At 64.7% G+C, this 17,372-nt stretch carries 16 protein-coding genes; 14 read left to right on the forward strand and 2 right to left on the reverse strand.

The features are described 5' to 3' along the window. Positions 1 to 430: 430 nt before the first annotated feature. From BWO91_RS19715 to BWO91_RS19720, 13 genes are all read left to right on the forward strand, one after another. Positions 431 to 1,036, forward strand: a complete 606-nt coding sequence (locus BWO91_RS19715; RefSeq protein WP_153303480.1) for a hypothetical protein — start codon at positions 431 to 433, stop codon at positions 1,034 to 1,036. Beyond that, a complete protein-coding gene (locus tag BWO91_RS14320; protein ID WP_079003025.1) occupies positions 1,033 to 1,365 on the forward strand; it encodes a hypothetical protein in 333 nt (110 codons plus the stop codon). The genes BWO91_RS19715 and BWO91_RS14320 overlap by 4 nt, the downstream gene beginning before the upstream one ends. Before the next feature lie 65 nt (positions 1,366 to 1,430). Beyond that, positions 1,431 to 2,354, forward strand: coding sequence for a hypothetical protein (locus BWO91_RS14325; RefSeq protein ID WP_079003026.1), 924 nt, complete (start codon positions 1,431 to 1,433; stop codon positions 2,352 to 2,354). Further along, positions 2,351 to 3,856: an SCO6880 family protein gene (locus BWO91_RS14330; protein WP_079003027.1), complete on the forward strand. Its 1,506-nt coding sequence runs from the start codon at positions 2,351 to 2,353 to the stop codon at positions 3,854 to 3,856. The genes BWO91_RS14325 and BWO91_RS14330 overlap by 4 nt, the downstream gene beginning before the upstream one ends. A gap of 20 nt (positions 3,857 to 3,876) precedes the next feature. Further along, positions 3,877 to 5,253, forward strand: a complete 1,377-nt coding sequence (locus BWO91_RS14335; RefSeq protein WP_079003028.1) for a helicase HerA domain-containing protein — start codon at positions 3,877 to 3,879, stop codon at positions 5,251 to 5,253. Further along, positions 5,250 to 7,028, forward strand: a complete 1,779-nt coding sequence (locus BWO91_RS14340; protein WP_240555518.1) for a type IV secretory system conjugative DNA transfer family protein — start codon at positions 5,250 to 5,252, stop codon at positions 7,026 to 7,028. The genes BWO91_RS14335 and BWO91_RS14340 overlap by 4 nt, the downstream gene beginning before the upstream one ends. Beyond that, positions 7,021 to 7,533 carry a hypothetical protein gene (locus BWO91_RS14345; RefSeq protein WP_079003029.1) on the forward strand — a complete coding sequence of 171 codons (513 nt, stop codon included), beginning with the start codon at positions 7,021 to 7,023 and terminating at the stop codon, positions 7,531 to 7,533. Before BWO91_RS14340 ends, BWO91_RS14345 begins: the two co-directional genes overlap by 8 nt. Further along, positions 7,533 to 8,237, forward strand: a complete 705-nt coding sequence (locus tag BWO91_RS14350; RefSeq protein WP_079003030.1) for a hypothetical protein — start codon at positions 7,533 to 7,535, stop codon at positions 8,235 to 8,237. Before BWO91_RS14345 ends, BWO91_RS14350 begins: the two co-directional genes overlap by 1 nt. Positions 8,238 to 8,346: 109 nt before the next feature. Then, entirely contained in the window at positions 8,347 to 8,646 is a 300-nt protein-coding gene (locus tag BWO91_RS14355) for a hypothetical protein (protein ID WP_079003031.1), read from the forward strand. 119 nt (positions 8,647 to 8,765) lie between these two features. Then, entirely contained in the window at positions 8,766 to 9,542 is a 777-nt protein-coding gene (locus BWO91_RS14360; RefSeq protein WP_079003032.1) for a ParA family protein, read from the forward strand. 89 nt (positions 9,543 to 9,631) lie between these two features. Next, positions 9,632 to 9,826 (forward strand): hypothetical protein, encoded by a 195-nt coding sequence (locus tag BWO91_RS14365; protein ID WP_240555519.1) that lies wholly within the window; start codon positions 9,632 to 9,634, stop codon positions 9,824 to 9,826. A gap of 70 nt (positions 9,827 to 9,896) precedes the next feature. Then, on the forward strand, positions 9,897 to 10,595 hold the full coding sequence (locus tag BWO91_RS14370; RefSeq protein ID WP_079003034.1) for a DUF3800 domain-containing protein: 699 nt from the start codon (positions 9,897 to 9,899) through the stop codon (positions 10,593 to 10,595). 167 nt (positions 10,596 to 10,762) lie between these two features. Next, positions 10,763 to 11,941, forward strand: coding sequence for a hypothetical protein (locus BWO91_RS19720; protein WP_153303482.1), 1,179 nt, complete (start codon positions 10,763 to 10,765; stop codon positions 11,939 to 11,941). 9 nt (positions 11,942 to 11,950) lie between these two features. Here the strand turns inward: BWO91_RS19720 and dnaE are convergent, their stop codons facing one another. Both dnaE and BWO91_RS14385 read right to left on the reverse strand, forming a co-directional pair. Beyond that, on the reverse strand, positions 11,951 to 15,262 hold the full coding sequence (gene dnaE, locus BWO91_RS14380; protein WP_153303483.1) for a DNA polymerase III subunit alpha: 3,312 nt from the start codon (positions 15,260 to 15,262) through the stop codon (positions 11,951 to 11,953). After that, positions 15,235 to 15,507: a hypothetical protein gene (locus tag BWO91_RS14385; RefSeq protein WP_079003036.1), complete on the reverse strand. Its 273-nt coding sequence runs from the start codon at positions 15,505 to 15,507 to the stop codon at positions 15,235 to 15,237. Before BWO91_RS14385 ends, dnaE begins: the two co-directional genes overlap by 28 nt. A 1,081-nt stretch (positions 15,508 to 16,588) precedes the next feature. Here BWO91_RS14385 and BWO91_RS14390 point away from each other — a divergent pair. Further along, complete coding sequence (locus tag BWO91_RS14390) at positions 16,589 to 17,047, forward strand: hypothetical protein (RefSeq protein WP_153303484.1); 459 nt, start codon at positions 16,589 to 16,591, stop codon at positions 17,045 to 17,047. Positions 17,048 to 17,372: the final 325 nt, after the last annotated feature.

Here is a 17,372-nt window from a genome sequence, read left to right on the forward strand (position 1 = left end):
GCCAACCTACCCCAGCGGAGCCAGCCCCGTTCACCACCCGTATACGACGACCGCCCATATCAAGAAGGCATGCGCTGTGGTCGACAGAATCGCGACCATCAAGCCCAGTGAGTCCAGTCCGAGGAGGCGTTTCGAGGGTGGCTCGGCTGCAAGCGCAGTGGCGCAAGCGGTCCTACGCCGCTGACTGAAGCCAAGCGGCTTCGTCCGCGCCCAACATCGCGGACAAACGCGGCCGCTCTGTTGTCAGGGGACTCGAGAGTTGCTTTCGTGTCCGCGTTCTGGTCTGAGCGATGCACCGATCACACCTGCGGGTGTCGCGAGCTAGTTGGCGACACTCTCGCCACTCATCTACACGGGTCCGCCTATCCGCCCTGCCGGCCGCAAGGACCGTTGAGGACGACAGTGTCCTCGCGAACTCTCGGGAGGATCAATGCGGCGACCGCTGCTTGTAGGACTGCTTGCCGTAGGAGCCATCACTCTGACCGGGTGTGTCGATGCCGACACTGCGCCCCAGTCCACAGCCTCATCCACAGACCGGACCGACGTCTCCCCGGCGACTCCGGATCCAGAGCCAGTCGCCCGCGCGGCCACCTCAGACCTCGGCGTCGCCGTCTACGAACTCGGCAGTTACGTGACGACCCAGGACTCTGGCCTCCTCCGCCAGCCCGGCGGAATGGACCGCTTTCCCGCCGGCAGCTTCGTGATCGTCATCCAGGTCTCGCTCGACGGCTTCGTCCCCTTCGGTGAACTCGACCTCACCGGCCTAACGGTACGGGAGACGAGCTGGGCCGGCCTCGGCGACACCGCCGAACTGGACACCAACGAGGGACCGGACTTCGCGTCCGATGCCGGCGTCCCGTGGGGACCGTCCGGCGCGCAGGGGCGCGGTCGTGACTGGACCCTGCCGAATCACCTGAGCACGAGCTTCGCGCTCGCGTACTACGTACCGTTCGGCGTGTCCGCGCTGGATCTCGTCGTCGATGTTCCCTCCCAGCGCGACCCGCTGACCCTCTCTGTCCCGATCCACGCGGAATGAACACTGTGGGCGAACGCATCATCACGTCCATCTGGACCACGAACCTCGGCGGGCTTCTCCTGAAGACGATCCCTGACATCACGCCGAAGGCCGGCATCGGATCGAAGGCGATCCAGGACCTTGCGGGCAACATCCTCTTCGTCGTCCTCATCCTCTGCGGCATCGGGGTGCTCCTCGCTGCCGCCTGCATCGCGCTCGGCTGGCTCATCAAGAACGGAGCACTGAAGTCCGTCGGGATCGCGGGGGTTCTCTGCTCAGTCGCCGCTGCCGCAATCGCGGCCGGCACCACCGCACTCATCAACTTCGGCATCGGGCTGCAGATCGTATGAGCGGCTTTCGCACTGACGACTTCGGTGTGCCCCAGTTCGGCTGCGGTCCAGCCGACATCCCTTGCATGGCTCAGGAGTCGGCTGCCCGCTTCATCGGCGGCGGAATCATCGGCCTCGGCGACTTCATGACCGACATGCTCGCAAACGCCTTCATCGGTAGCCGTCCCGGCGAGTCCAGCTGGACCATCGCCGACGGACAGTTCTGGTTCTGGGTCGCGACGATGGGACTCGTCATCTCCATCGTCGCCTGCTTCCAACTCGCGCCGGCGGCGATCATGCGAGACGGCCGGCGGATCGCGCAGGTCGCCGTCGGCCTGGTCGTCGCGGTGCCGTCCAGCGTCGCCGCTGTCTACGTGATGAGGCAGTTCGTGACCTACGGCGGCGAGACGACCGACGCACTTGTCGCGACCGTCCAGGACCAGAGCCTCGGCAACGCACTGCTGCGCATGTTCGGATACCGCGTGGTCGCTGACGTGCCCGTCCCGACCGACGATGGCGCCATCGCTCGGGCCATGACCACCGCCAAGCTGGCCCCGAACGCGATCATCGGCCAGTACACGGTGGTCTTCCTCATCCTCGCCATCATGGCGCTGGCCGCACTCTTCCTCTACGTCTCGATGTCGATCCGCTCCTTCTCGCTCGTCGCCCTCGCCGCGACAGCACCGATCGGCCTCATGATGATCGGTCAACCGAAGTTCGCCGTCTGGGCGACGAGGTGGGCGAACCTGACGATCGGCCTCGTCATCGCCGAACCATTAGCGGCGGCGATCCTCGTCCTCTCGATCCAACTGGTCACGGACTCCACTGACCTCGGCGTCGTGATCGTCGCCGCCGGCGTCGTCTTCGCGGCAGCATTCGCTCCCCTGTGGGCGGTCCGCCTGGTCTCGTTCGCCGGCGACGACGTCCGGAACTCCCTGCAACCGCGACCGCACGTCTCGGGCAAGGCCCAGAACGCCATGCGCCTCCTCGGACGGATTCTCGCGAAGTGACCAACTCGCCGGCATTGCCCCGCGTCCGCTTCGCGCAGCGCGAGCGGCGCGGCGCGTTCCTCGGTCTGAGCTGGCCCCAGCTCACCGTCATCTGCGCGACCGCCGCAGCCTCGGTCATATGGCTCCTGATTGATTGGGGCGCTTACTGGCGCATCGGGATCTGGCCGGCAGCACTCTCGATCGCCATCGGGAGCTGGACCTGGCACCGCGAGTCCGGTCTCGCGCTCATCTGGCGCGTGCTCACCTACGCCTCTCGACGGCATCGCCTCCAGACGAGCTTCAGGCGTGACGTGTGGGACTCACGAAAGGACGAACCCATGAAGATCGGAACGAAGCGGCACGGGACGGAAAGCCCGCGCGAAGTCCATCGCCATCGCCTCCCCGGCGCGTACGGATCGCTGCGCTTCGTCCAGGTCCCAGGTCGGGGCGGATTCCTCCTGGACCCGAAACGATCGCTCATCTCGTTCTCGGTCGACGTTCTGAGTTCCGCATGGCCGCTACTCGATGAAGGCGTCCAGCAAGCGGCATACGACGGCTTCGTCGGATGGATGAGCGGGCTCGAGGCGGTCCCCGGGCTGGTCGACGCGACGGCGCGTATCCGCGTCGACGCCAAACCCGCCGACGAACTCGCGCGCTACGCAGCGGAACGCGATCGAACCGAGCCATCGACCGTCAGCCGCGCGGTCCGAGCAGAGTACGACGCGCTGATCACCGCGGGTGCCGATCGATCGATGCAGTTCACCAACACGGTGACTGTTACCTGCGACCTGCGCTCGCTCCGGTCGGCGATCAAGCACTCTGGCGGTGGCCTCGTCGGCATCGCTGCCATCGTGACCGACCTTGTCGAGCAGATGCGTGACTCGCTCGAAGCCATCGGCGTCGAGCTCCGGAACTGGCTCGACATCGAGGCGATCGACGAGATGCTCGCACTCGCCATGAACCCGACGAGCTTCGCAGCAGGGTCATGGAAGGACGCCCCGGCCCGACTGGCTCCGGTGATGGGCATCGAGGAGCGCTGGGATCACGTGCAGATCGATGGTTCGGTCCACCGCACGTACTGGATTGCCGAGTGGCCCCGCTCCGAAATCAGCGTCGGGTTCCTCGATAAGTTGCTCTATTCAGGCGACGCGACGCGGGTGCTCACCCTCAGCGTGCGTCCGGTGCCGACCCACAAGGCTCTGAGTCAGGTGGGGCGAGCGAAGGTGGACCTGGAGGTCGCGCGAGGCTTGCGTCAGCGACGCGGGATGATCACCACCCGTGAGCAGGAGCGCGAATACGAGGATCTCGGCGAACGCGAGGATGACATCGTCGACGGGTTCACCGACATGGAGTTCCGTGGGTTCGTGACCGTCTCGGCCGCCGACGTCGACGGCCTCACCCGCGCATCGGCCTCCATCCTGCAGGCAGCGCAGCCGGCCCGGGTCACGCTCGCTGCGATGTACTTCCAACAGGCCGCGGCGTTCATGGCGACCGCACTCCCGACTCCGGTGGGCAAGCGATGAGCCGGCGTCGATCCGGATCTGTGTCGCGTCTGAGCGCATGGCGCCATGCAATCGCCGAGGACGCGCTTCCGGCGAGTTCGATATCTGCCGACGGCTGGAAAGCACCGCACAACCTCCGCGCGCGGCCGGGAGTCGTCGCGCCGGTCCACCGCGCCTCCTCACGCACCCTCGGTGCCGCGCTGCCCTTCCTCGCCGAGAGCGGCGAACCGATGGCCGGCGCATACATCGGTCCGAACCTGCTGTCTCGGTCCACGTTCTGCTTCGACCCGTGGGAGGCCTACGCCGCGGGTGTCGTTCGCTCGCATTCAATGGCGATCTTCGGGGTGAAGGGCAGCGGCAAGTCCGTGCTCGCGAAGGCACTCAGCACCCGCCTGTGTCGGCTAGGCCGGAAGGTCGCGGTGCCGCACGATCCGAACGGCGAGTGGACGCGCGTCGCCGCCTACGTCGGAGGTGTGACGATGCGCCTGGGCCCTGGTCAGGCCGCGCGCATCAACCCGCTCGATCCGGGACCTCGTCGCGCCGACGTGAGCGATGCCGATTGGACGCAGGAAGTCCTGCAGTTCCAGCGGGCCAAGGTCCGCGCCATGGTCGCCATCCTCCGGAACACGACGGAGCTGAGCGAGATCGAGCACACGGCTATCGATCTCGCACTCGAGCAGGTGCACCGGTCGAACTCGACCGCGCTAGTGCCGATGGTGTGGGAAGCGCTGCGTCACCCTGAGTCCCACATCGCCGAGGAGATCGGTGCGGGCGGCCAGATGCTCGCGCACACCCTTCGTCGCGTCACGGTCGGCGATCTTGCCGATCTCATGGATCGCCCGTCGACGGTGGTCTTCGACGCGAGCACACCGATGCTGACCGTCGACACCTCGGGACTCCTGCGGGCGAGTGCGGAAACGAAAGCACTTCTCCGCCTGGCGACGACCGACTGGATCGAGCGGGGCACCCCGACCTGTCCTGGCCAGGCGCGGCTGATCGTGCACGAGGAGGCAGCAGTCGCACTGCTCAACGAGGTCGCCGGCGGCGGCAATCTCGTCGGACGAGTGAGCGACGAGAAGACCGCTCGTCACAAGAGGCGGTCGAACTGCTACCTCATCCACCGCATCAACGACTTCGACGCGCTTGGCGATCGCGGGTCCGCCTTGCACGCCCAAGCCCTCGGGCTCCTGGCGGACTGTGACACCCGCGTCAACTACGCGCAGCACACGGGAGAGCTCGAGCGCAGTTCGCAGGTCCTCGGATGGAACCGGACGCAGACCGAGCTTGTCCGCAAACTCCGCCGTGGCGAAGGCTTCTGGCAGATCGGGCCGGAGCGGGTAGCCAAGGTGCGCAACGACTGCACACCTGGCGAACTGGCTGTCTTCCGCACCGACGGACCCGGAGCGGCACCCCGATGACCGACCGACTCGTGCTCGTTCTCCTGGGCATCATCGCCATCGCGGCAACCGCGATCGGCATCGCGGGCGCCGTGGTGATGGTCTTCGTGCTGCTGACCTGCGGAGAGGTGCCGGCTGGACTCGGTCCGTTCGCCGCGGCCGGGATGCTGGTCGCCAGCGGTTCGGTTCCCGCAACACCGGGTGGGAGCTGCATCGTCTCCACGGATGGCGCCCGTTGGACGGTCATCGGCATAGTGGTCCTGCTCACGATCGTCGCCGCGCTGTGTCTTGCCGGATGGTTGTCGTTCCGTGAATCCGACCGCTGGTTCCGATCACAGCTCCTGCGGCGCAACGGCTTGGCGGGACGCAGCGAGGTGCGGCGACAGGTCTCCGAGCGGGCGCTCCTCCGCAGGGCAGGAACCCTTCGTCCGACGCTCGCGGATCCGCACGCCGATGATGTCGGCTGGCGGATCGGCACCTCGCGCGGCATCGACGTCTACGTCTCGATCGAAGACTCCCTCCTCCTCGATGGCCCGCCCCGGTCCGGCAAGGGCTGGCGAGTCATCATCTCGGCGATCCTCGATTGGAACGGCCCGCTGGTCACGACCTCCACCCGCAACGACAACCTTGCCGCGACGATGGCACACCGCGCACAACGGGGAACCGTCACGGTCTTCGACCCGCAGCAGCTCTCAGGCGTCCGCTCCGCCCTCCGGATATCACCGGTGACGGGCTGCGCTGACCCACTCGTCGCCGAGCAACGAGCCCGGACGATCATCGCCGGCAGTGCGCTCGGGCGGTCATCCACCAACCAGGAATGGGCCGGCGCCTCGGGGACCCTGCTGGCCGCTCTGCTGCACGCGGCAGCGCTCAGTGACGGCGGGACAACAGCCCTTCGGGACTGGGGCATGAGTCCGGTGCTGGCGGGGCGTGCCGTGGATGTACTCGCGGACTCTGGTGCACCTGGATGGGCCATGGGTCTCGCGGATGTGATCGAGGGTGATGCGAAGCTATTGGGATCGAAGTGGTTCGGCGTCGCCGAGGCCCTGCGACCGCTTGCGATCCCGTCCGTGTTCGACGCTATGAATCCGGGATGCGACGAGGCGCTCGACGTCGAGGAGTTTCTCGCCGGGTCAAACACGATCTACCTCATCGGCACTGGAACCGGCGCGGGGGCGGTCGGCGGGTTTCTCGGCGCGGTACTGGACGACGTCGTCGAGACCGCTCGCCGGAAGGCGCTGGCGTCGCCCGGGAATCGTCTCGATCCTCCGCTCGGGCTGATCCTCGACGAGATCGCGAACATGTTCGCCTGGCCGCAGCTGCCGACGATCCTCTCGGACGGTGGCGGTATCGGGATCTCGACGATGGTCGTGCTCCAGTCGCTGTCCCAGGCGAAGTCCAGGTGGTCGGAGAGCGAGGCTGACACGATCTGGAACTCCGCCATCGCCAAGCTCATGCTCGGCGGGTCGTCCAACATCAAGCACCTGCAGGACGTGTCGAGCATGCTCGGCCAACGTCAGGTGAACCGCGGGTCCGTCAGCCGCAGCGAGACGGGCACGACCCGCTCCGAGCAGCGACAGCTCGAGCCGGTACTGACGGTCGATGAACTCCGCCGACTCCCTGAAGGCATGGGCCTGCTGAGCTACCGCAATCGACGGGGTGTCCTCCTCGACGTCGATGGATGGACCACACGACGCGACGCTCGCGAGATCGTCGCGGGCAAGCGAGCGACGGAGGCTGCCCAGCGGCAGGTCTTCACTGAGCAGTCCGAAGCCCGGAGGAAGACGCATGGCTGAGACTGGCGGATGGCGTCAGGCCGCGGAGCGTGAGTTCCGGGCTCCGTTCGCGCTGGACGACGCGGACGAAGTCGGCGATGGATTCGACACCTGGCCGGCACTGCCCGAGCCCGAGTACTTCGGGGTCGTCAACTGGCGGTCCTTGCCGGACGATCGCGAGCCAGAGGTCTGGCGACTGCTCGCGGAGTGGGTCTCCTGGATCTGCTCCCGGTACACGATCCCGGCCCGGCTCATACCGGACTGCTGGTATCTCCACGACGGCATTGTGGAGGAGCTCTCCGCGCTCTTCAGCAGCTGGGAAGTGTCGTTCGAAGAAGCCGACGGCGGCGGGCACGGTCCCCTCGGCTGGCACGAGCGATTCGAGTACTTCCGCTCCCGCCTGCGCCACTACAAGCCCGAGGGCTGCGCGAACGGGCACTTGGAAACGGCGAGCCGGACCATGCCGGAAGAACCTGAGCTCCGCGCGCGCATCGCCGGCGCCGACCGAGACGGCACGGTGCCCTGATGCTCGTCGCGGCTCCCAAGACTCTCGACTACCAGGCCGAGGCGAGGGCGTTCTTCAACGGGCTGAAGCAGGCAAGCCCCGAGCGTCTGCAGGCACTGCTGAATGAAGGCGCTCATGACGTCAAGCTCAGCTTCGTGCTGTGGGAGTCTCGCGACTGGATAGCTCGCGAGCACATCCGCGAGGCTCGGGGGCTCGGGTACGGGAGGGAGAAGGCCCTTGCGAAACAGCGCACTCAGTCGTTGCTCGGCCTCTACCGCGAGGACGCGAAGCGTAACTACGTGCCGCTGCCGACGCGGGTATTGCTCCCGCCGCCCCGCCTCCACGAGACAACGGCGGCGGAACAGCGACTCGCGGAGCAGCGTGCCAAGAGCTTCTTCTCCGCGTTGAGTCGGGCAAGCCCTGCTCGGCTGGAGGCGCTCTACCAGGAGCGACGTGGTGGCGAACAACTGTGGAGGCTGCTCCATCCGGAGCCAGGCCGCCCGACGGCCGAAGAACGACAGAGGATCTTCGAGTCCCGCTCACGGATCGACCCCGCAATGCGACCCACGCCGACGACCGGACCGTACAAGCGCGGGAAGGTCACCCCCGTCGGAATGACCCGTGCACGCGCACTCCAGCTAGCCGTCGAAGCGGAGAAGCGCCGGGAGGCCGAGCAACTCGCTCGCCGAGCTGGCCGGGGTCGTAACGGTCCGGCGATGAGCTGACGCGATCCACATGGGCCGCAGCGCGGAAGTTATCCACAGTCAGACACCTGTCGCCCCTAGGTCGGTGTCGCCGTCCCTACGTTCGAAGCAACGACGGACAGGACACCGAATGACTCGCTTCACCCGCATGATGCTCACCGCCTTCGACGACACCGGGCTGCCATCCGAGGCAGCGGCCGAGTGGCAGTGGATCAACCTGGACCACGTCGAGCGGATTCACGAACACGTTCACGAGGAGCCCGTGCGCGAGGCTCGCGGTCGCCCTGGTCAGCCTCGATACCTCGCGTTCCTCGTCCTCACGTTCTTGAGCGGCACGGTCCTCGCGCTCCCGGCTGGCAGATACGACTCGGACGATGCCGCTCTCGACGGCTTGATCCACGTTCGGCAAACGCAGCTCGGTGCCGGTTGACGCGTTCGCCGCATTCGAGCTCGGCGGCTCATCCGGTCAATACGTCATGACGTATTGAGGGACGGTCACCCGTCTCACCATCCACCCTTCCGACAAACCATACGAATGGACGTCAACACATGCCTCACAAAGAAGCCATCGGCTCCCGCAAGGGCGGTGTCGGCAAGACAACGGTCGTCCTTGGTCGAGCAGACGCCCTCGCCCAAGAGGGGCGAAAGGTCCTCGTCATCGACCTCGACCCGCAGTCCGATGCGACAACCGTTCTCGGGAGACACGGTGAGTACACCGCCTTCGATGTCCTCTACGCGGGCGACGCAGGAACACTCGGCGCAGCGGCGGCTCCGACCGATTGGAAGAACGTCGACCTCATCGCCGGGTCCCCGGATCTCGCGCGGATCGAGTCGGAGTCACTCCTGACGCCTGAGTTGCGGCTCAAAACGTCCGCCTGGGGAAGTGCGCAGCTCGACGCCTACGACGACATCCTGATCGACACGCCGCCAGCGCTCGGACGGCTCACGCTCAATGCGCTGCTCTGGGCGGACAGCACCATTGTCGTCACCGACCCCACCGCCTTCGGCCTCACCGGCGTCGGACAGTACCTCGAGACGGTGGCGAAGGTGCGGGCGCTCCCCCACCTGAACCCCTCCCTGCGATTCGCCGGCATCGTCGTCAACCGAGTCACACCCCGACTGACCTCAGAGCACCGATACCGGCTGGAGGAACTCGAGGCCACTTACGGCGAAGTCCTGCTCCGCCCGTTCCTGCCGGAACGCACGGCGATGCAGGATGCGGAGAGCCGTCGTCGGCCGCTCAGCTCGTTGACGACTCCCGGTGCACTGGTGCTGACCGAGCGATTCGCTGCACTCACCGAGGTGCTGCACGGAGTGGCAGCATGAGCGCGGATGACCGTCGCCCAGCGCTGAGGAAGGCACCGACAGTCGATGACCTCACAGTGCTCACCTCCGCCGCCGGTCGGCCCGGCGGCATGACGGATGATCTGGCGTCCCGCCGCCTGGGACCGGGTCGGCCGCGCAATCGCCGCCGGATGGAGCCGTTCTCCTCGAAGATCGAGATCTCCCTCCGGGACGACCTCGACCGCTACCTCGCGATCCACGACATCAGCATCGTCGACTTCCTCGACGAGGCGATTCGCGACCGTCTCAGCCGCAATCCGTCATGACAGACGGAAAGACGCACAGACGGGCAGACGGCTGTCTCGCTGACTGTCCTGATCGACAGACAGACAGCACATGTTGATCGCGTACCTCGATGAGTCCTACACGCGTGACTACTACTACATTGCTGCCGTGGTCATCGATGCGGAGCACGAGGATCGGCTCCGAGAGGCGATCGTGCGAGCAGTGGCCATTGCCGAAGCGTTCGGCCTCACCCGTGACGTCGAACTGCACGCGCACGAGATGACCGCGGGCAAAGGCGCATGGTCACCTCTACGGGGTCGCCACCGAGCGGTCGCGACCATCTACCGTCGAGCACTCGAACTGCTCGTCGAGGTTCCTGTCGAGGTCTTCGTCCGGGGACTCGACGTTGCAAGGTTGCACGCGCGGTACCGCTATCCGCGCCGGCCGCACGAGATCGTCCTGCAGCACATCCTTGAGGAACTCAGCGACTACGCCGTTACGCGAGGAACGTCGCTGACCGTAGTCGCCGATGAGCTTCCCGATCAGAGCGCCCTGCACGCACTCGTCCGCGGATTCCGTGACATCGGTACGCCAGGCTATGCCTCGTCGACGCTAGCCGGACTCCATCTACCGCTCAGTTTCCGTACGTCGCGCGGCACTCCGGGCATCCAAGCCGCGGACCTCGTGGCCTACCTCTACCACCGCCTGGACGGGCATCCCGAAGGCGACGCGCGAGCACGTCGATCGGCAGAGCGGTTATGGGCGGCAATCGAGCCGGCGGTTGTCCACGTCTGGGTCTGGCGCCCTTAAGCACGAAAGCCCCGCGAGGCGGGGCATCCGGCGAACAACGTTCTGGTGACCAGCCCGTCGTACGTACCACGATACAGCAGCTTCCGCACGGCTGTTCTACCCTCTGACCTGATCGGGAGGTCCATGTCTGGGGTGAGCGGCACTATGTTCGTAGCGGAGGGACAGCTATGACCTATTGGGGCGACAGGTTTCGGAATCATGCACTCTGGGCGGGAGTTTCCAGCGCGAGGGAGCAGGTCAACGAACTTCGAATAGATCCTGATGACGCGCCGTCGAATCAGCTTCTTGCATACGTAGGGCAGGTCATCGAACTCCTGGAACGACGGAGTGATGAAACTGATGCCCTGGAGGTAGCCCCGGCGTCTCTCGACTCGACCAGCGCCGCCGTCGCAGAATTGGTCTCAGGGCTTCAAAACGTGAATTCCGAGGCCTGGACCATGGCAAATGTTGTGCCGATGGCCGACGCTGTCATGAACACGCTAGCGTCGTGGCCACCTCTCAAGCCGGCGCGATACCTCAGTGGAATTCAAGCCGCCACAGATAGCTTCGCAGCCAAGGTTCAAGAGGCTCTGGCGTCGGTATCGTCAGGGCTCGAGGACACAGACAAGCGATTGTCAGACCTTGTAACAGCGGAAAGTGACTTGCAAGCTCAGATCGACGAACAGAAAACGCGAATAGCTGAAGCGGTCGCCGAGTTTACGACTGACTCGAAAGAGCAGGTCGACGCACTACTGGAGACGCAGGATGCCGAAGTTTCGGATCACATTCGCCTTTGGAGCGAGAAGAATCAGGCCCACGAGGCCGAAGCGGCCCAGCTCATAGCTCAGCTCCACGACCATGAAGAAACCGCGCGGAGCACCGTCCACGCTACAACCGCATTGGTTGTCGCCACCGACTATGGCCAATATGCCCGTAACAAGAACATCGCGGCATGGATCTGCGACGTTGCCGCAGCACTCGTGGGTGCTGCGGGCGTGTCCGCGATATTGGTGCATCTCTACACGCTCGACGGGGTGGCCGATTCAGACGTTGGTGTGTCGATGACTCGCCTCGCGGCATCCCTTGGGACTCTCGGGATCGCGGCCTTACTCGGCCGTCGAGGCGCTCAGCATCACCGCGAAGCACGAGCCGCGAAACGCACCGATCTGGCGCTGCGCAGGGTACGGCCGTTCATCGTAGATCTCCCGCGAGACGAGCAGCAGGAGATTGTGCTGGACTTCACTGAGCGGGTCTTCATCCGTGGAGACCTCGATGGCTCCGGAGCGCCCGACGACCCTACCCTCCGCCAGAGAATTCAGCAGCTACGGGAAGCAAGGCGATCGCAAGCCGCTACTGACGAAGAATAGCTCCCCTATTCAGCCGACGCGTCGTCGAAGCGGCCGCACTTCCGCGAGGACGGCACCATGCTCGCTTCGCTGCTGCTGTACTTGCAGCAGATCCCACGCGGCTGTTCCAGTCACGGACACACCCCGCGCGCCAGACCGTCGTGTAACACCAGCAATCAGTACATAGTGGGTTTCGAAGACGCCCGACCCGATCTGCTCTTGGACGTCGTGGAAGAAGACGACGTTCGAGACAGGTCCGGTGCCGTCGTCGAGTGAGACGAAGACGACGCGCTTGCCGCCGCGCATCGGGGGTGTATTCGTCGCTCGGCGGACGCCGGCGATGAGGACCTCGGTTCCACCCGGGAGGTCCATGAGGTCGCGTGCCGGCGTCACACCCAGTTCGCGGAAGAGCGGGTAGAACCGTTCCATCTGGTGGCGGTTCACGGCCAGGCGCATCTCCTGCAGTTCGAGGTCGGTCTGGGTCCTACCCCGCAGCTCAAGCGAAGTGACCATGCTGCGCTCGGGAACAGGCAGGTCGAGTTCGAAGGCGAGCTGTTCGTCGGCGATGAGCTGGGCGCTCGTGGTCACGCCGGCGAGGTGAGCGAGGAGTTCGTGGCGTCGTCTCGGGATGTAGTCGATGAATGCGTCAAGTGCACCCACACGAGCGAGCGCCTCGAAGGTTCGGCGGCGCGGACGGACTCGGTCCCGGAAGTCCTGAAGCGATGAGAACGGCTGATGCCTCGCGATGCGGGCTCGTTCTTTCTCGGTACTTCCCTTCATCTCGACCAGCGACATCCGCACGCCCAGCCGGCTGTCGGGCGCGATCTCGACGACGTACTCCAGTCCCGAGCGCTGCACGTCGATCGGGAGCACCGGCACGTCGAGGTGGCGGGCTTCAGCGAGGATCAGGTCCTTCGGCCACATGCCCGGGTCGTGGGTGAGTAGCCCGGCCATGAACTCGGCCGGGTGATGCCGTTTCAACCAGGCCGACTGGAACGTCGGCAAAGCAAAGGCTGCCCCGTGCGCCTTCGCGAACCCGAAGGACCCGAAGCCAGCAAGGATGGTCCAGGCTTTGTCGATCACGGCTGGCCGGAATCCGCGCGCCATAGCGCGGTCGCGCACGAAGGTTTCGATTCCGGCGAGGCGCCCGCGGTCCGCGAGCTGTCGGCGGATGACGTCGGCGGGACCGAGCCCACAGCCGGTGAGTTCGTCGATGATCCGCATGACCTGCTCGTGGAAGACGACCACGCCGCGCGTCTCTCGGAGAATGGGCCGAAGTCTCGGGTCGATGTAGTCAGGCATCGTCTCGCCGTGCCGCACCTGAAGGTACTGCAGCGGCATGTCGTTCTGCATCGGCCCCGGGCGGAACAGTGAGATTTCCACCGTGAGGTCGTTGAAGACCTCTGGTTGCAGCTTGCCGACCAGTTCCATCTGCCCGGGCGACTCGAGCTGGAAGACACCGAGCGTGCGCGTGGAACGTAGCAGTTCATACGTGGGTTCATCGTCGAGCGGCAGGGCATCGAGTTCGATGGTCTCGCCGGTCAAGCGTTCGTGCTCGCTGACGGCGTGCGCCATCGCCGATTGCATCCGCACGCCGAGGATGTCGAGCTTGATGAGGCCCATGTTGTCCATGTCGTGCTTGTCGTACTGCGACATCGGAAGGCCCATGCCCGACAGCTGCGTCGGCGTGCGGTTCAGTAAGGAAGTGTCCGACAGGATGACACCGCAAGGGTGGACGCTGATGTGGCGCGGCAGACGATCGAGACGCTCGGTGACGTCCACGAGCAGGTCGAGTTCGCGGGACTCGCGCACGGCGTCAGCGAGGTCGGCCAGCTCTGGCTTGTCTCGGAGGGCGTCGCGGAACTCGCGGGCGTTGAACCGCCACATCTGCTTCGCGATCATGTCAATCATCGACTCGTCCATACCGAGAGCGAGACCCGCGTCGCGGACCGCTCCACGCGAGCGGTAAGCGTTGGTCATCGACATAAGCGTGACGCGGTCTGAGCCGAAGCGAGCGAACACCTCGCGGTAGACGTCGTGACGGCGGGCGGACTCGACGTCGAGATCGATGTCCGGAAGGTTGGTGCGTTCGGGCGAGAGGAAGCGTTCGAAGATGAGCCCGTTACTGATGGGCTCGACCGACGACGTGTGGAGGGCGTAGTTGAGGACAGACCCGACACCCGAGCCACGAGCCTGAATCCGGATACCCATCTCCCGGATGATGTCAGCGACCTTGGCGACCGTCAGGAAGTAGGACGGCATGCCGAGCTGCTCAACGATCCGCATCTCGTGTTCAAGGGCCCGGTGCGCGTCTTCCTGTGGAGGCATCCCCGGCCGCGCGTACCGTTCATCGACGCCAGCACGCGCCCGTTCCCACAGGGCCTGGTGCGGGTCGCCACTGATGCCAATCACCGACGCTTCCGGCATGCGCGGCTGCTTCCAGCCGACATCGGACACCGGGTCGAGGGCGCACCGTTCGGCGAGGCGCTCGGTCTCTGCCAGTAGCCGTTGCACCGCCCCGTCATCGTGTGTACCGGCGCCGACGATCATCCTGGCGATCTGCCGCATCTGCTTTGCGGGCTTCAACCAGGCCTGTCCATTCACCTGCAGCTCGTTCAGGTCGTCGAGCTCGGCCAGCGGACGCAAGAATCTCGAGGCGTCCGCCAAGTCTGCGGTGGCCGCCTCCTCTGGAAGTCCGTATCGAACGGAGTTCGTGAGTACCGCCGGGACGCCGGCGGACTCCGCGAGGCTGAGCATCCGAGTCGCGGCCGCGACGTTGCCCCGAACCCCTTGGTCGGTGAGATGACAGACGACCTCGATCACAAGATGACGCGTAGGTAGCCGTTCCCGCCACCGATCGAGGGCTGCACCGGCGCCGGCGTGATCCCGTTGCGCGATCGCATGCCCGACATCGGACTCAGGCCCGAGCATCACCGTCAATGCGGGATCATCGGCGAGGATCGCGGCGAGTTCATCGCGAAGGATCGCCGGTCTGTCGCGGCGACCATGCGCAGCGCTGACCGCACGACACAGTTGAGCGAACCCAGCTCCGCGGTTCTGACCATGCGCGAGCAGGACGACCCGGCCGATCGGCTCCTGATGTTCGTCGAGGACAGCGAGGTCGGTCCCCAGCCCCGGTGAGATGCCCGCAGCCAGGCACGCTCCGACGTGCTTCGGTCCTCCGTAGAGCCCGTCGCGGTCGGTCAGGGCGAGCAACGACGCCCCGTCTTCCGCTGCGAGACCGGCCAGGGCGGCGCTCGACGTTACCCCGTAGTGGGCGGAGAGGTGGGAGGCTACGTGGAGGTGGGAGAAGCTCACGTCCAGGCGACCGCGAGCGTCCATCTGCCGGTGGTGTCGCGGCGGAGGTCGTAGCGGGTGGGCTCCTCGTCGCCTCGCGCCGCGTCGACCCGCCACGTCTCGATATCGATGCGGGCTGGCGACGAGTCGCCTGTCCACCAGGCTTGGCGGGAGAACAGCGCTTGCGGCTGGCCGATGACCCGGTGTTCGAATCGTTTCCACACGAACGCCAGCGGATCGCCGTCCGCCGCGAGATCAACATCCACTGCTTCGTCAACGATCGTCGCCATGTCGCACCTCCGAGATTCGAACACGTGTTCGATTAAGCGAGTGTACGTGATGGTAACGACAGTGGCACGACTGGGACTCGACAGCCGCTGCGTGCGGCGGCGTCGGCGGCCGTTCTGGGACGCCAATGATTCCGTTCATTCCCGCTCCAGCGCTTGCCCACGGCGGATTGAATCGGCTTATCACGTGTCGAACGGGATAGCCGCCTGATCAATTGAATTGACAAGCGACTGGAATACCACTATTTACCGCCCCGCGCAGGCAAGAGAAACACCAGCAAGGAGGACGCCCGCCCCTCGGCGCCCCGATAGCCTGCGCGTCCGCCGAATCGACGCCTCCCCCATTCAGGGGTGGACAGGGCTGGGTGGAAGACGATACGTTGATAGTCAATAGCTCACTACCAACAGGGATCACCGCCTTTGCCATAAAGGAGCATACGTGACCCTAATGCGAAATGAGGATGCAATGAAAACCAAGCTTTCGTTTTCGATCATCGCGGCTGCTGCGACTATCGCACTCACGATTCCAACCTCTGCACATGCAGTGACAACTCCCCCACCCTCACCGACCGACGATGCATCTACGATGATTGTCGAGAAGGTGCAGATCATGCCTGAGACTGACGCAGAAAGTAAGTCATCCTCCAGCGCTCAGGCTATTTGCGAAGCTTACGGTATCGTCGACTACCCACACATTTCTACAAGCAATCCGTCAAGTGCTCGAGCGACGCAAGCGCACGGTGGCTGGAATCAAGGCAACTGCAGTGCGACACACGCGGACGTGACCACTCAACTTGATCGAATGAATCCGATCGGTCTCTATCAAGCTGTAGGCACACAGGGTCGCGCAGTCCTCCCCTCGCAGGCAGATATGGGTCTCCCCAGCTCCAATCGAGTGACAGCGCGGTACGAGTGCAATGGGACCGCAGCCGCATCATTCCGGGCCTGGACGAGTTTCGATATGGTCGGAATCGCCGACACGCACACTCCGACCTACTCGCCCGGTACAGACATCACTTGCGGCTAGCGGCTTAACTGATAGAAATCGCTAGTATGAATAGTGGAATGACAAGCCGAGGTCAGCATGAAGTTCAAGTCTCATCTCATCGTTTCTGCGCTCGCATCGGCAGCATTGTTGAGTGCTTGCTCTTCGCCACAGACTTCTCCGGAAGAGCCAGTCGAGACAACGGTCAGCTTTGTGAAGAGCTATGACCATTGGGCCCAGAGTGGGTACGCCGATCCGATCCCGGATGCTCTGCTCGACCTTGCGTCCACGGAGATGCGCGACGTCTTAGAAGAGGATCAAGACTGGTATCTGACGGGCCAGGTTCAACAACACGGCGACGTCGAGATCACAGGGACTGAATTGATCGAATCGAACAATGATCACGCCGTCGTCCGCGTCACCCTGGATGCATCCAACGTGTCGGTAACCGCCGAAGGTCAGGAGACGTGGGTGGACTACTCCAAACCCATCGTTTCAGAATTCACTTTGGAAAAGAGCAAAGCCTGGCGAGTAGTATCCGCTGCGAGCGCCAAGTAGCGCGGCGCGATGTAAACGGTCGCAAGAGTGATCGGCTAGGCGGACAGTTCCGAGCTTATTGACGATTCCTGGATGCCACAAATTCCGGAAAATCGACCGGCCCTATCCCGCCGGGGGCATAGAAGTGGTGGACAAAAGCGGCGACTTTTGCCCGCAGCTCTTCCGTCGAGAACTCAGTGGATGGAGAAGTCGACCCAATGGTGAATCCGTAAGGAGGTTCACTGGGCCCGTTGATCCATGAGAAGTCATACACTCGACGTCCGCCTGGTCCCAGGCGCACCTCTACAGAGAAGCGGTCGCCCTCAACGTCAATCAACATTGACGA

The sequence above is a fragment of the Plantibacter flavus genome, from assembly GCF_002024505.1.
GTDB lineage: Bacteria > Actinomycetota > Actinomycetes > Actinomycetales > Microbacteriaceae > Plantibacter > Plantibacter flavus_A.

Excerpts from the sequence above, each read along its gene's own strand:
- BWO91_RS19715 (WP_153303480.1), top strand. The coding sequence starts at position 431 with ATGCGGCGACCGCTGCTTGTAGGACTGCTTGCCGTAGGAGCCATCACT.
- BWO91_RS14320 (WP_079003025.1), top strand. The coding sequence starts at position 1,033 with ATGAACACTGTGGGCGAACGCATCATCACGTCCATCTGGACCACGAAC.
- BWO91_RS14325 (WP_079003026.1), top strand. The coding sequence starts at position 1,431 with ATGGCTCAGGAGTCGGCTGCCCGCTTCATCGGCGGCGGAATCATCGGC.
- BWO91_RS14340 (WP_240555518.1), top strand. The coding sequence starts at position 5,250 with ATGACCGACCGACTCGTGCTCGTTCTCCTGGGCATCATCGCCATCGCG.
- BWO91_RS14345 (WP_079003029.1), top strand. The coding sequence starts at position 7,021 with ATGGCTGAGACTGGCGGATGGCGTCAGGCCGCGGAGCGTGAGTTCCGG.
- BWO91_RS14350 (WP_079003030.1), top strand. The coding sequence starts at position 7,533 with ATGCTCGTCGCGGCTCCCAAGACTCTCGACTACCAGGCCGAGGCGAGG.
- BWO91_RS14355 (WP_079003031.1), top strand. The coding sequence starts at position 8,347 with ATGACTCGCTTCACCCGCATGATGCTCACCGCCTTCGACGACACCGGG.
- BWO91_RS14360 (WP_079003032.1), top strand. The coding sequence starts at position 8,766 with ATGCCTCACAAAGAAGCCATCGGCTCCCGCAAGGGCGGTGTCGGCAAG.
- BWO91_RS14365 (WP_240555519.1), top strand. The coding sequence starts at position 9,632 with ATGACGGATGATCTGGCGTCCCGCCGCCTGGGACCGGGTCGGCCGCGC.
- BWO91_RS14370 (WP_079003034.1), top strand. The coding sequence starts at position 9,897 with ATGTTGATCGCGTACCTCGATGAGTCCTACACGCGTGACTACTACTAC.
- BWO91_RS19720 (WP_153303482.1), top strand. The coding sequence starts at position 10,763 with ATGACCTATTGGGGCGACAGGTTTCGGAATCATGCACTCTGGGCGGGA.
- dnaE (WP_153303483.1), bottom strand. The coding sequence starts at position 15,262 with ATGGACGCTCGCGGTCGCCTGGACGTGAGCTTCTCCCACCTCCACGTA.
- BWO91_RS14385 (WP_079003036.1), bottom strand. The coding sequence starts at position 15,507 with ATGGCGACGATCGTTGACGAAGCAGTGGATGTTGATCTCGCGGCGGAC.
- BWO91_RS14390 (WP_153303484.1), top strand. The coding sequence starts at position 16,589 with ATGAAGTTCAAGTCTCATCTCATCGTTTCTGCGCTCGCATCGGCAGCA.